2 protein-coding genes are annotated in these 16,735 nt (G+C 43.5%); both read left to right on the top strand.

Annotated elements, in window-relative coordinates; genetic code table 11:
• Positions 1-31 precede the first annotated feature (31 nt).
• Entirely contained in the window at positions 32-160 is a 129-nt protein-coding gene (locus SPB21_RS13695; protein WP_499866858.1) for a hypothetical protein, read from the top strand.
• 560 nt (positions 161-720) lie between these two features.
• A complete protein-coding gene (locus tag SPB21_RS13700) occupies positions 721-16,260 on the top strand; it encodes a Tc toxin subunit A-related protein (protein WP_499866859.1) in 15,540 nt (5,179 codons plus the stop codon).
• The last annotated feature ends 475 nt before the right edge of the window (positions 16,261-16,735 follow it).

The following is a 16,735-nucleotide window of genomic DNA, read 5'->3' on the forward strand; positions in this document are numbered from 1 at the left end:
ATACTCAACGGGTTGTTGTATTAAAGACAATATGAATACGTTGGTAACGTCGGGATTGGCGTTGATTATTTTTGCAGAATGGCGTGTGGTGAATCCTTTACAGCTTTTAGTGGGGGCTGGTCTTAGTATCGCTGGGGGCATTTTGGTGTCAGGTGCATAGGGGGTAACTGCGGGTGCGATCGCACCCGCAGTCACTCACCCCATAGCCACTCACCCCTATCTGGGTTGACAGTCAGGGATCCATGACTTCTAGAGGAGAGTCATCCTTATAGAGTGATTCATTCAGCGACATTCTTGATATGTCTAGATTCTATGATTCAATTTTCTGAAGTTTTCAGATGCTGGATTCTTGTGACTTGTTTGAAATATTTGAAATATAAATTTTCATAATAAAAGTGAGCCTCAATTTTAATGGTTGTATATCGTTAAGAACAGTTAATAATATACTATTACTCCAACAAAACTAGTCTAGTTTTACCTAGACGGAATTCCTTAGAGTTAAGGCTATCTCTGATTTTTGGATATCACTTCTCCAGAAATATAAACATTGAGATCTATGTAGTATAGTAATGCCTTTAAAATTCTAATTGTATTGGATTACAGCTTTCTTAAGTTATACCTATCTCTACGAGAAAATCCCCAACGGACGAATTTACATCAGACCTTCAATGTTCTGTTAAGACGATTACATCTATCGCATCTACTCTGAGACTTGCCCCCATGAGTAATTCTAATTTTCCCAACTATGTAAAGCTATTTGGCAACATTGATTTTCGAGAAGCTGATAAAGAACGGTCGGTATATTCTCCAGCCGCTTATCTGGTCGATCTATTACAGTTACTCGATGATCAGTTTGATGATGACCAGGATGACCAGTTTGATGGTTCTACCAATTTTAACCAACGACGGGGCGATCTCCAGGAGCTACTTCTAGACGCTGAGAATACGTCTAAACTCCTTCCATACCTCGATATTGTGAATGAGGTCCTAGAAAAGAATGTTAAAACAAAGTCTGATAAAGATGCTTATGCCCTTCTAAGAGAGGTTAATTATCCGTTCAATCTGCCGTTTCACCTTGAGTGCGATCTCATTGCTCTGTATGAAAAATACCTGGGCATCACACCAGAAAAATTTCATAAAGCATTTGCCCAATCCTACGATCAGGAGATGGTTGCCTGGGAGTATCTTGGTCTTTCTGCAGAAGAAGTAACTGTAATCACCACAGAAACTAGCGGAGACGAACTGCGATCTCGATATGGTAACCGCCTATCAGATATAGGTGCTACAACCAGTATTTCAGCCCAAGATTTTCTAGATATCATAGAACTGACCCATCTGGAACTCAAGGAACTGATTACAGGCAAGCTGTCCAAAGAAGAATTAACGGAAAAACGGCAATCGGACTTCTTCTACAATTTTGCACTCGATGGCTGTACCAGCTACAACGATACTGAAGACGCTATCGTTTGGTTGAGTAGTGCTGAATCAACTTCACCGTCATCCATTCCAGAGAGTTGGTTTGATCGAGTACAACGATTCATTCGGTTGTCTAAAATTACGGGTATTTCGATCTCAGATCTAGATCTCATCATTCGAGACTGCTGTGACCATAGCCTGAATACTGAAAGTCTTAAGCGAATTGCAATTATCAAAAACTTAGGCACAGCGTTTGACCTAAAGATCGATGAAACATGTGCCCTTTTTAGTATCATGAGCGATATGGGGCATGGTGGTGAGGACCTCCCTACAGATCTGTTCAACCGTGTGTTTAATGGAAGTTTTGCAAGTTTGGGTAAAACCTATATAGGTGCAAACTCTCCTAAACCTATCCAATTTGATGAGTTTACTCAGCTGAAATACAATGGCGATATTCTGGCATTAGATAATAAAGTCTATCGAAATCGCATTGCCCAAGGTTTAAAAATTTCTGAAAAACAGCTAGAGGTAGCCATTCGAGGATTTCGTAGTCGGGCTAACGAAGATGTTGAAGACGAAGATAATCATGACAGCTTATGGACTAGCTCCACTGAGGAAATGTCTATGCTGTCCACCCTGTATCGGACTAGTAAACTCGCAGAGGTCTTAGATACTTCATTCGAAGATCTCTTTATACTTCTAGATATTCTAGAGTGGGATCCGATAGTTCGTCAGCTGGGTAATACAGGAGTTTTTATTGACTACAACATCACAGAGCAAAACTGTTATAAAATCTTATGGCAGGGCTCAGCCGAGGAATTGCTATGGTTGGTTCAGCTTCTCCACAGCCTGACTAAATGGTTGATGGACAATGGCTTGACAGCGGAAGAGCTACTAAAGATTTCCACTGGCCGGCATCGACGTAATTTGAAAGAAGCCATTGACCTGAATGATGAGAAAAAATCATCGGCAGAGGTTATGGCTAAAAAGGAGAAGATTGCCCTTCTTAATAATGTGTATGGCCAACTAAAACCTTCGTTACTAGACGCAGCATCCTTTGTCTCCAATACGTTTGACAGCCGATTTGCCCGCATTATCTATAATGGGGTCATGAACAGCGCTCTCGCTGTAAAGGCCGACAAACGCCTCGTTCATACCCATGAAAAAGTGTTGATGGAGGTCGCTCTTGGTGCCATCGAGCGCGTTTATCTGATCACACAGGCTGATTTTCTGGGGCTTGGCCTTGAAGAAAAAATTGCTGATAAGATTTTTGTCAACCTTACCCTTATGGGCTACTTAAGCAACGAGGGCATGCTAGACGGGGCGATGTTACCAGAGTCTGCATCCAGCTTTAGCCTAGAAACCGATTTTACGGACATCAAGGAAGACCTGTTTGAAATAATCCAATCTTTGAATGAAGAGAATGTTGATGCGGCTATCTATCCGTCTGATTTTGAATCCCTGGATCTTTCAAAAGCACATTTAGATGAGCTATATGACAACCTGATCTTCAATGGTTTTCTGAGTGAAGATGGCACCTTATTGCAGGGCTCAACCTTTGACTCTATTGACAATCTAGACTTGTTTGAGATCCACGCTGGCATTGGTGAATACGCTAGCGAAGTACATACTCTTCTGTCTACAGCCATTGAGAAGTTCATACAAACTAAAATCGCTATTAATAAGAGTATTTTCGCTGATTTGCCGTTAGCTGAGCTGGAGCTTGACGATCTGGTCGAAAATCTCAGATTTAACGAATACATTAATGAAGAGAATGTACTTGCTGATCATATCGCAGTGCTACAGGTCAAAGCAGAAGACATGCTGTTAGAATTACGTTTCTATCCGCACCGACACAAAATTTTAACTGTACTGAAGACACATATCGAGCGGCATAAGAGTCAGGCCTATACCTTTAAGAAAGAGCAGTTTTTTGATGTAGCCGATCAATTAGTTGCTGACTGGGCATTTGAAGCAATGGCCAGTGAATATTTACAAGATGATCGCATCCTGGAACAAGAGCGAGACTATTTTAAGAATTTAGAAAATGCACCAACCTTAGATATTGCGTGGCCGTTTGAGCCTAACCACAATCGAGTCGTGTTTGAGCGTGTTCGATCCATTATTCAAACAGCCGATCAATACCGTCTAACTAATGCACCCTTTGAAGCATTCAAGTTTGAGCAATCTGAAATCGAAGAACTAGTCGATATTTTAATCTTTACTGGTTATCTCACAGAAGAGCGTCAGATTCTGGCGAATAAGCTGCCGTATTTCTTGAATATCAATAATGCCCTTGAATTCACGGTGCAGGCATTTGAAGACTATAACAAAGATATTTTCTTTTTATTGCATGAGATCGCAAAACAAGTCGATCAAACAGCTCAAGAAATCGTAGCGCTTCACAAAAAACTGGTAGCTGACCAGGACAGTGCGCTTTATCAGTCGCTACAAGATGTATTTGGGGTCCCAGCAGACAGTATTGCAGCTATCTCTAAGCAGGTGTTTGGCGATGCTGTCAATGTGCGAGATGAATGGCTAGTGCCCATTTTAGCAACAGTAAATATCCATGATGCAATTGATCGCGAGCCTGATAGCAGCCGCTTTAATACAGCCTATCGACGAATCCAGCAGTTTTCTTTGCTAGCTGCCAAATTAAAGCTTGACCAAGACGAAATTGACATTGCCTTTCACGATCAGAATCTGGTGGAGAAATATCCAGAGAGTATTGGACTACCAGAAGTCATTAGCGATGGCAGCAAAGAACAGAGCACGAAATTGGATGCTCTTCTAGAAAGTACAGACGGTCGGATCTATTTATTCAAAAGTGCAAAAGAGAAAAATGGCGATGCTCGATATTGGGCCTATTCTTCTATAACCCATGAATTAATTGAGGCCGAGGACAATAAACTCTCTACACTTCTGACCGGTGGCAAAGACAATACCATCAGCACTTCTCGTGTGGATGCTGCTTTTGTAGACGGTCGAGGACGTGATGTTCTTATTGTTGATGGCACCTATTATGTCAAAGAAACAGATGCCAAGGACGGAAGCGTTTGGCAAATTCAAGAGCGAGAATGGGGACAGGTCGATCATGACTTTGAAGATCTACAGGTGATCGATGCAGCGTTTACCGATGAATCTGGTTATACCTATCTCTTTTCTAACGATGAATATGTGCGATATTCCAATGATATTACCAACGTCGATGATGGCTATCCCAAAAACATTATGGATAGCTGGAAAGATGAAGGAAGGAATCACATGCTGCCAGAAGAGTTTCAGAGATCTTTGGATGCAGCATTTCATGGAATAGACAACAAGACATACTTATTTAAAGATGGTCAGTTTATTAGCACTAACGCTCCAGATGACATTCAGTCAACACATGAAATATGGGGCAAGGTTAAGAATAACCTAAAGGTCACACAGCGGGTTGATGCTTTTTACGGAGACGGCTCTCAGTATTTTGTTCTGTCAGGAGACCAGGTCTTTGTCTATCGTGACTGCCTTGAAAATGAGGATGTGATGGTTCAGGAGGGCTTTCCTAAGCCCTTAGTCGATCACTTTGGTCCCGGTCTACCGGGAGAGTTTCACGCTGGCGTCGATGCCGCATTTAAAGGTGAGGATGGCCATATCCATCTTTTCAAAGGTGAAAAATCGGTTGCGATCGCTGGGATAGATGCGACTCAACCTGCAACCGTCGTGAATATCAGAGAACATTGGGGCGTCATTCCAAACCACTTGACGACCAGTGGTAATGTTGATGCTGCTTTGGCAGGGTTAGATGGGCGAATTTATGTGTTTAGTGGTGACCAATATTTTCGATACTCCAGCAGCGATTATTCTGAGGTTGATTCAGGCTATCCCCGTGATGTGAGTGAGGATTGGGGTGGATTAACTGCAATTAATGCAGCCTTTGTTCGTGATGGCAAAACCTACCTATTTGGTAACGGTGAGGTTGAGCAAGCTGACGGGACTAAAACCGGACAGAAAGCCTATGTTCGCTATAGCACCAACGACTACGAGCAACCAGATGATGGTTATCCTAAACAGCAGGTAGAAACTGATGATTTTTGGTGGAGTTTGCCCGAGGCGATAAAAAGCACTCACAATTTTGAAGAAGTTGATGCAGTTTTTAACGCACCGGATGGTAAGACATTTTTATTCTCACGTGAGTATGACCTAAAATTTATTTCACTTGAGAGTGATGCCGTCCTTCCCTCAGAAGGTAAGAGCTTAGTCATTGTGGCTAAAATTGGCGATTCTTATCATGCTCGTATTTTTGATAAGCGTGGCGTCATCATTATCGGTAGTGAAGAAAATGGTGAGATTTTACGTGATTCAGCCCTTATTCAGAATTTAGCGGAAACACTTAATAGTCAATCAATTTCTAATCAAACAAAAAGTGACCTAATCAGACAAATTGCATCAGTTCTAGATCGTACTTTTCCCGAGAACGTATTTGTTTACTTCGATCGTGGTCAAAACTGGTGGTCAGAACCCAGACTAATCAGTGAAATGTGGGAGGGGGTTACAGCTGTCGACGCTGTATTCTCCGGCAAAGATGGTAAAACCTATTTCTTTAGTGGTAATGAGTATTTCCGTTTTTCTGGTGATGATTACTGCCACTTAGATAATGGCTATCCTCGTACGACAAACCGGTTATGGGGCAACGTAAAAAATAATATTGCAGAATACGGCAAAGTCGATGCGGCTCTCGTGGTGGAATCCAGGGAGAAAGAACAACAGGAGAATGGCACAACTGAAATCGTTAAGACCATGCATACCTACCTCTTTAGTGGCGATCAATTTTTCCGCTATAGAGGCGCTGACCATACTCGTATCGAGCCTGGATATCCCAAAGTCATTGGTTTGCTGAAAGATGAGCCCCGGTTTAAAGACCTCGATATGGTGTTTGAAGAAGGGATTGATGCTGCCTTTAGCGATCGACGCAACATTTATCTGCTCAAGGGCTCTACCTTCCATATTGTTTCCGACGAACCCTGTGCTAAGTACCTGGGTAGTGGAGATACTGCATTTATAAATGTAGGCTGTGCCTTTATGGATCAGGGGGCAGTATACCTTGCGAAAGCAGTAGATATTAATGCCTTGATTGAAGATCTTGAACTCTGGAAAGAAAACGATAATGATTTGGCTGCGCAGTTAGTACGACGACTGCAGCCCTTTGCTCTTGCGTTATCTAATTCAGCTCTTATTGATCAGGCCATGATTGACAGCTTCAATCAGCTACGCGAATGGGATGAGAGTACTGACAAATACAAAACTTGGCCCGAGTTAGAGGCTTTTGAAAGTGAATTGCCAACAGATGGTGATCAAGCAACCCTAGGAAAAATTGCTACTACCCAACGAGCGATTGACCTGATCAAACAACTGCCTATTCTTTACCATATATTGGAGATAAACAATGGACAGAAAGGGATTAAAGCCTATGATTGGCATCACATTAGTAGTCTAGAAAGTAGAGACAGCGGGCTACCAGGCCAAGACATTATGCTGACACCCGAAATGCCGCCTCTGTTGGTCGATGTCGATATTCCACCTAACTACAAGATTGGGCTGGATGTCGTTCTCCAGGGAACAGATACTTGTTGGTATCTGTTCAAAGGCGATACTTTCTTCAATCAGGGGTTAAACCGTGAGTTTTCCATTGCCGATCAATGGGGGCGAGTACGTAACAATATTCAGGATAAAAATGTAATCGACGCCGGTTTTGTGGGGCGTGATGGCAGAACCTATATCTTCAGTGGTGATCAGTATGTAGTCTATGAAGGCGACACCTACCCTGGTAAGGATGTATTCCGGGAATCAAACCATGCCCCCGCCATTAAACCCATTGCAGATCACTGGGGTGGACTGACCAGCGTTCATGTGACCTACGTGATGGAAGAGTACACGTACCTATTTGAAAAGCCCGACTATGATGGTACTTTCCGGTATGTGCGATATTCCTCGACCGATTACGAGCAACCAGACCCAGGATTTCCTAAAGTTGCCGATGCTGACTTCTGGGACATGCCGGCTGAATACCAGGCTCAGGGATGGGGTGCTTTTGATGCCATTGAATTTGAAAATAATGACACCCTTTTGTTTATTAAAGGTAAAGAGTTTCTACAGTTCAATGTTGTTAGCGGTCATTGGTTTCAACCCAAGTCGCTGGATACACTATGGGATGGCATTCATCAGGATGATGACCTGTTTGAAAATTTGCAAGCTGCCTTTATGGGGGCTGACGGTACAGCCTACTTCTTTGGTGACGAATGCTATATCGCCCATACAAACGGTGAATTTAAAGAACGCAAACCCATTAGCGATGACTGGGGGATTCTGCCAAATCAATTCAAAGATAGGGTAGACGCTGCCTTTGTTTATCAAGGGGCTGTTACCTATTTGTTTGCAGGTGATCAATACATTCGCTATTCCAGCAACGACTATAGCCATATTGATGACGGGTATCCCAAATTGATTACCCAAGATCTCCGGCAAGAGCCAGGCTTTGAGAATCTGCCCCCCGATTTTGAGAGCCATGCAGGGGAATTAAACAGCAGTGAAGACGCGGTGATTATTAATGCCGTTGTGGCAAATAATCGCCATATCTATGTCTTTATGGGTAATAACTGCTATGTCTCATCTAACAATAAAACCTATACCTGTGGCATCAAGAATTTAGGCCATCGGCGTAATCAACTGGCTGAAACCGGTGATGTGGATGCTGCATTTGTCACAACAGATGGGAAGACATATCTGTTCTCTGGGGATCAATATGTGCGATATTCCAAGGCCAATTATGACTATGTTGACGATGGATATCCCAAACGGATTGCCACTGGTCTAGCGCATGACTTGGCCACTGAAACAGCAGGCAGCATTCCAATGGAATTCTACTCTGGCATTGATGCTGCATTAATAGATAGGAAGGACGATGAAAATGAAAATGACGTTGTTTACCTCTTTAAGGACAAAACATATTTCGATACTGAAAGCCTTACGTTAAAGGCGATCAAAGACACCTGGGGTAAAATCACCAATAACTTCGACACTGCAACCACCGACAAAGTCCCCATCGATGGGGCATTTGTTGATGCCATGGGCAGGCTGTATACCTTCAAGGGCAATCAATTTATTCGGTATGCTGATACAGAGCAGTACTATGTGGAAACCGGATATCCCAAGCGTATTAATGCCACGTTTGATGTGCCAGATTCCTTTGCAAGCGGCATTGATAGTGCGTTCACCTTTGAGGGGCGTACTTACCTGGTCAAAGGTGAACAGTATGTTCGCTATCTCAATGATGACTATGGCTGTCTGCCAAGGTTTTACCCGGTTAACTTTACTGACCGCTGGGGTGACTGGTCGGACTACCGCCTGGAAGATATTAGGCTAATCACTCGGTTTAAAGCACTACAGAATAGCTACAGCGGGGAGCATACCCTGGTCGAGCTTCTGAAGGGCTATGTGAAGCACCCCTATGCCTTGCTGGCGGATATTTTTAACTGGGATATTGAAGAGGTTAAGTGGCTTAAGCGAAACAATGCCTTTTTGCCAACCGCCGCCAAGGAAGAAACTCAGTTTAATCTTGAGCTGATTTGTCGGATGTTTGATATTCTTGCGCTGACTGACAAAATGGCGACTGGCGCAAAGTCTGCCTATGAGGATATTTGGTTAAAGCGCTACGACACAGAGCCCAATTTAAGAGAAGCGGCTGACGCTTTATTGGAGCTTTTAGGAGTCAAGAATGGCAACAGCCCCGATTGGCAGGTATTGGTGGATGAAGTTCACAATAAACTCAACCTGCTGAAAAGAGATGCCCTGGTTCCCTATATCATTTTCCAAGATCCTGAGATTGAGGATGCCAGGGACCTCTATGAGAAACTGTTGATCGATGTTCAAATGGGGGAGTCGGCTCAGATATCCCGCATTAAAGAAGCGATTTCTGCGGTTCAGCTTTACCTCCATCGTTATTTTATCAATTTAGAAGACATCGCCCTAAAGCCTTCTGATAATGGTGGCATTCAAAAAGAGGACTTAAAAGAGCGCTGGCGATGGATGCGCAACTATCGAGTGTGGGAAGCCAATCGTAAGGTATTTCTATATCCAGAAAACTACATTCGCCCAGAATTGCGAGATACGAAAACTCCTGAGTTCCAGACGTTAGAAAACGATCTACTCCAGGGAGAAATGACTGAGGAGACGATCACACGAGCATTTAACCACTACATCGACCGCTATATCGAAGTCTCTCGCCTTACCATTGCCGGTGGCTACGTTTATGACAGTATTGAAAACGAAGGTGACAAAGATATTATTCTGTTTGGACGCACTAAAAGTGAGCCGCATCAGTATTACTATCGGATGGCCACCTTTGTGGAAGGGCAAAGCGACTCAGTGATGTGGAAGCCTTGGATGGAGGTCAATGTACAAATTGATGCAGACCACGTGTATCCTGTATTTGCCCTCAATAAGATATTTGTCTTTTGGGCCAAGGTTGAAATACGTAGCAACGTAGGTTCTGATACTAAGGTTAGGTTAAAAGGAGATATGAGCAGCGGCTTTGAGCCAGAAAGTGATGTGGTGAATGAGTCGGTGCTGCAGGTGTATTACTCCTATTTTAATCTAAATAAACAATGGGTACCTCCACAAAAAATCCATTACGACATTACTTCTGATGATACGATTGTCGATTTCTTTTTGACATTTAATGGTCTTAAAGAAGCGGTTGCCACTGACTTAGACCATATTCAAGTGAGTTGCCACTATACCACCGAGCGACAAATTAAGCCACAGCTCAATAATGGCAGTGGCTTACTTCTTAGCAGCAACGATGTATCAAAGTATTTTACTGAAAAGCAAGTGACGTTGCCCCCTAAGAAGGAAGATAATTCAGCAGATGAAGACGCTCCAGAAGATTCCGAAAACAACCAAAAGACTAAAGATGAAAATGCTTCGATAGATTCCAAAAACTATGAAGATGTTGAATTAGCAATTTCCTTAAAAGCATCCAATTTGCATAACCCCCACTATTTAGATTCTTGGGAAACCAAACAGGCAGATGGTCAGGTGACCATACAATTTATACCCCCAGGAGAGCGTTTGAGTGCAGGGATGAAATTTAAGGTCGTTTCTGATCCCAGTAATTCCTCAGGCCCTGCAAGAGTTGCTTTTGAGTCGGTATCCCAACCAAAGCATTATTTGTACTGTGATACGGCTAATGGTAATGTCCAGCTGAAAGAACTAAATGGACAGACAGGTAAGGGTACAGCGGCACAAGAAAGATTCTTTTTTATCACTAAGGGGCAAAAAGGGGATGGATATTCATTGCAACCCATTTCTAAGCCTAATACATTTCTCGCTTACCAAGAAAATGGCACTGCTGAAATCGTTGTTCAGCAGAAAGATAAGAGTGCCCTAGAGTCTTCAACCAATTCACCACAGGTCACATTTAAACTAGTCACCCGTAAAGAAGAAGAAAATACATTTCACTTCTATCCCGAGACCAACAGTGTCAATCAGGTGATGCAGGAGCTACCGTCCATATCGATAGTCGGTGTTGATCTGTTTAGAGAACTGTTTCCTCAGGAAGATGTTACCCAGATTGGGCGGCCTGTACTATTAAATGTGCCAGTGGGTCAACAATTATTATCTTGGGTCTGTTATGACTATAAAGGGGGAAGTTTCCTCTGCAAACCTACTAGCGGTCAGACTGAGCAGAATCAGCCGGGAGACCTTGAAGACCTGGTAAAACTTGATAAATTACCAGATAACTTTACACCTGTCTCTGCCACCTTGCATGTTAACGATAAAGCCTACCTATTTTCCAACAAAGGTGGCCAAGAAAGTGAGTTCCTCATTGAGGGTGAAAGTGCAACAAAAACAACTGAGGCCTGGGGGCTTGTCAAAAATAATATTCGATCAAACGGTCAGATAGATGCCGCGTTGGTTCGAGGCGGTAAAACTTTTCTATTTAGTGGCGATCAATACGTTGCCTATACTCATAAAGCGGATGGCGGATATGACGACTACGTCGATGAGTCTTACCCCAGACTCTTAACTGGAAATACTGATGGACTTCCTAATATAGATAAATGGAAACGCATTGATGCCGCTTTCCAGATTGGCGAAACGAGTTACTTTTTCAACGGTAATGAGTATGTTACGTCTTCAGACTTGACGAAACCTAAGAAGATTTCCAAGCTATGGCCACCAGTGCAGCAGCTGTCGAATATTCGTAGTGTCTTCATGTACAAAGGTAAGAAATACTCATTCAATCATCGTAGGGAATTTCTCTTTGAAGACATATCTCCTAAAACGTTAAAAGAGCGACTGAATAAGCTTTACACGCAGACAAATTCAACAGATATCGACTTAGAGAAAATAAAAGCGGCTTTTGCTTGGGGTAAAGTCGTATACCTAACTGTCGAGAATGATTCAGTTCTTGAATATATGAGGTACGAGGGAGGATCTTCAGCCTTAGTGTTTAAGGATTTAAATAATGCACAAAATATGAAGGCTGTTTTTGTTCAGGGGGACTATTTATATATTCTTCAAGATCCTGGAAATGGAATTAATCCTTCGATCGTCCGATGGAAGAAAGACACAAAGGATGATTCGCAAAGAATTGAGATAGAGATTCACAATGCTCCTGGAAAGGATGTAGATAGTATTTTTTATGACAGTCAAGAGCAAAAAACGTATCTTTTCTCCATAAGAGCAAATGAAAATGATGCTCTGGAGTATATGGTGTTCGATGGACTTCCAGGTAGTCGTCCAGGTCCTATTCAATGGCAAAAAGCAGGTACGATCGAGGAATATATCGCATCGCTAAAGACTGTATCTTCTATATCTACAGTCGATGCAGCGTTCAATAAAGATGGCAAGGTTTTCCTTGTTTCAGGGAAACAATACCTGCGCTTCTCCAAGCAAACTCTGGCTGCTCCAGATTCTGGTTATCCTAAAACTCTCAAAAAAGATGGTAGTAGTGATGGCTTGCCTAGTTGGGACACTATCGATGCTGCATTCCAACAAAGACCCGATGACATTGTTTGGTTCTTTAAGAGTAAAAGTTATATCAAAAGCAAGCCATTATCAGATGACTCTAGTCAGTCCCCACGTTCGATTAAGGAGGATTGGGGAAAAGTCAGGAACAATATTCAAGAAACAGGGTGGGTCGATGCAGCATTCACTATCGATGATTGGGCTTATTTGATCTCTGGCGATCAGTATTATCGATACGCTACGAGTGAGCTTACAGTGCCCCTACCTGAAGCGGGATATTCTCTTGAAATAGGCTATCCCAAAAAGCTAGCCAATAATATCGACAAGCTTCCAGATTGGATAAGTAATGTTCTTGAGCGTGGGGGCAAAATCTTTGAGCAGGATAGCAAAATCGTTGGAATTTTACTTGATGATGGACATGAGTCTTCAAATAGTAGATATCAAGAGTTTGCCCCCAAGACTGGCAGCAACAGCGACGGATTGGTTAGCCAAAAATGGCAATTGCCAGAAGGGTTTGAAAAGTTCGATGCGGCTTATTACAACAAAACAGATAAGCATCTATATTTGATTGCTGGGCAGAAGTATCTCAAATATCAGAAACCGCCCTACGACATTATTCGTCTTTCCTCAATGACGGGCAGTCAATTGAGTCAAACACTTTTTATTGATGGTATTGATGGTCTGATGCGGCGCTCAAATCAGGAAATTGATGAGCTGCCAACGTTTACCTTTAACCAAGATCTGACTAAAGCTTCAACCGAAGATGCGATTATTCGAGTTGCCCCTGACAAAGTGAGTCAGATCCATTTTCCTGTCAACTCTCACCTTGAATTTCGAGGTGCCAATGGAGTGTATTACTGGGAGTTGTTTTATCATGCTCCCGCTCTGATCGCGCAATCTTTAAATACAGCTCAGAAATTTGAAGAGGCCAAACAATGGTACGAGTATATTTTTGACCCAACTGAAAGTGATGATTATTGGAAATTCTTGCCATTCCGGGCGGTGGATATTGATGCCTTGATAGCGGTGATTGAACCCTGGAAAGAAAACGATGAGGATACGACGAGCGCAGCTGCAAAGCTTATTGCCAAACTGATGCCCTTTGCGTCTGCCTTGTCTGGTCAGACATCAATGGCTGAGGCTGAGGCTTCTATATTTAACAGCCTTGGTAAATGGGATGACCAGGGTAACTTGACGACCTGGCAGGAAGTGACAAATTTTGAAGACTCTTTAGATAGTCTTTCCGAAACAGATGATGAGAGAACGTTAGCGAATATTGCCACAGCTCAAGAAACTATAGCGCTAATCAAACGGCTACCGATCCGCTATACCCTAATGACAAAAAATGGTCTGGAACAGATAAAAACCTATCTCGATGATCCGTTTGATCCCCACGCCATTGCTAGGTTGCGTCGTATTGCTTATCGTCGTACGACGGTGATGGCCTATATCGACAATTTGCTGGATTGGGGCGATATGCTATTTGGCCAGTATACCCATGAGAGCATCAACGAGGCTCGGATGCTCTATATTCTGGCCTATGATTTGCTTGGGAAGAAGCCCAGTAGCTTGGGTACAAAGGTGCTTTCAGAGGAGATCGCATACGAAGCTTTGAAGGATACAGGAGCGGAGACAGATGATAATGCCTATGATTTTCTCTTTGATATTTCTGACGATCAGCGTGAGGAGAGAAGTCTGACCCATGCGGGCGTGATGCATGAAAGTGTTGGCAATCCTTATTTCTATATCCCGGAGAATGACCAGATTTTGAAGTACTGGGACCGGGTGGAGGACCGGCTTTATAAGATTCGCCATAGTCTGAACATTTTGGGTGAGAAACAGCCTCTGCCTTTATTCCAGCCGCCGATTGATCCGATGGCGCTGGTGCGGGCAGTGGCAGGTGGCGGTGGTCTGAGTGCTGCCCTGGCCGGACAAATGGTGGCAGTGCCCCATTATCGGTTTACCTTTATGCTCAACAAGGCGCGGGAGCTGGTAGGTAAGCTGGGCCAGTTTGGCAATGAGCTATTAGGCACGATTGAAAAGAAAGATGCAGAAGAACTGAGTCTTTTACAGAGTCGACAGGAAAGTGTCATTTTACAGATGACCCGTGAGATCCGTGAGGCTCAACTGCTTGAAGCCAAAGAAAATTTAGAGAGCCTGAAAATAAGTAAAGAAAGTATTGAGTACCAGAAGAAGCATTACGATGCTCTCATTAAAGACGGATTGATTCCGGCAGAAAAGGCGCAGATCGGGCTGATGAGTGTAGCATCCATCATGTTTTTGCTGATACCATTTTTGCAACTGGGGGCGGCGGTGGCCAATGTTGCTCCTGATGTGAAAGTTGGGGCACCTACTACCATTGGGGCTGAAACGGGGGGCTCGACGGTGGGCGCTTCGCTGGGCTTTATCGCCGAGTCCATAGAGTCTGTTGCCGAAGGTGTCAGTATGCTTGGCGAGGTAGCCGGTATTGTGGCCCAATATCAACGTACCCGGCAGGATTGGGAGCTGCAACTGGAGATGGCCAAAAAAGAGATTGAGCAGCTGGACCATCAAATCGCTGGAGCAAAATTGCAAATTCAGGTAGCCATGCAGGAGCTAGCAGTGCATGACAAAGAGATAGAGCACAACGAATCTATCACCACGTTTATGCGAGAGAAGTTCTCGAATCTGCAGCTGTATCAGTGGATGGAGAGTAAGCTGTCAGCTTTGTATTTCCAAACCTATAAGATGGCCCATGATATTGCCAAGTCGGCGGAGAAGGCCTATAGCTTTGAGCGGGGTGTGCCGGAAAGTCAGGTGAACTTTATTAGTGGTACCTACTGGGATAGTCTGCATAGGGGCCTGTTAGCCAGTGAGCAACTGGACTTTGATCTAGACCGGATGGAAAAGGCCTATCTAGAAACGCACAGCCGTGACTTTGAGATTACGAAAACCATTTCTCTAATTGAGCTGGATCCGATGGCCTATTTGGATCTCAAGAGCAAGGGTGTTTGTGAATTTCAGTTTACCGAAGCCCTGTTTGATTATGACTTTCCCGGTCACTATTGTCGGCAGATAAAAACGGTTGCGGTGAAGCTGAATGCGGGGCAAGGAAAAACGGTAAACGCAACGCTGACGCAGTTGCGCCATAAAACAGTAATGGAACCTGACCCGAAGGCAGTGAAGTACCTGATAGATATGAAGGACAACCCACCCTTAAGCATTCGTAGTGATTGGCGACCCAACCAACAGATTGCAGTTTCCGAGGTGGATCAATATTCAGAAACGAGCAGTGGGGTGTTTGAGTTGAATTTTGGCGATGAACGTTATCTGCCATTTGAGGGGACGGGGGCGGTGTCGTCCTGGCGGTTGGAGTTAGGGGGAAAACGGGGTTCGTATGATATCAACGCGCTGGCAGATGCGGCAATTGAGATGAAATATACGGCGCGCCAGGGGGGGCAAGTATTTGCCGATGCCGTGAAGGGGATGTTGAAGCCCTATGATGCGGCAGTGCTTTTCGATATGGCGAAGATGTTTCCAAATGAGTTTTTTGCGTTTGTTTATGGGGAAACAGAAGAGCTGGAGATTTCGGTAACGCGTGATATGTTCCCGAATATGGCGGGACAGAAACTAACGGCTATTTATAGTGTGTTTGAAATGGAAGAGGAGGAGAATGTGACGATGGTGATGAACGAGAATCCGGCTTTAACTTTGCGGAGTCATGGTTTGTTGCTGGTGGACAGTTTGGTGGTGGGACATGCTGGAATGAATTGGCGATTTGACGCAAAAGGAGAGAAAGGGAGACTGGACAACATGCATTTGGTGTTGTCTTATAAAGCAAGTGTCAGTTAATAAGGTATTTGCAATGGAAATGATGAATGCAATGCTAACGCAGTTGCGCCATAAAATAGTGTTGGCCGCTGACAAGAAGGCGGTTAATATTTAATGAATTTAATAGGAAGATGACCGATGAGTATTCACACTGTTCTATATCTGAAACTGCTATTTTTCGATTCATCTATGGATCGATATTCGAAAACGAGTAATAAATTAGACTTGATCGGAAATAATATGGCTGCACCATACACAGTGCCAAGAACAAGATTATTGGCATTAGCAAACTCTACTAACAGCGTAGCTGTCTCATAACCGATAAGGTCTATTGTTTGAGTTGAATTTTGGTAATGAGCGCTATCTATCTTTTGAGGGAAAGGGGGCCTGTATACCTGAGAGCTAATTGGTTTCACATACTTATGCTATAACGCATTCACAGATGCGGAGATAAAGGTAAAGTATGCGACACGTCACAGGGGGACATAGCGGATAA

Source organism: Leptothoe sp. ISB3NOV94-8A (genome assembly GCF_043421595.1).
Lineage (GTDB): Bacteria > Cyanobacteriota > Cyanobacteriia > Phormidesmidales > Phormidesmidaceae > Leptothoe > Leptothoe turfae.

Coding starts and splice junctions, on each gene's coding strand:
- SPB21_RS13695 (WP_499866858.1), top strand. CDS start 32: ATGAATACGTTGGTAACGTCGGGATTGGCGTTGATTATTTTTGCAGAA.
- SPB21_RS13700 (WP_499866859.1), top strand. CDS start 721: ATGAGTAATTCTAATTTTCCCAACTATGTAAAGCTATTTGGCAACATT.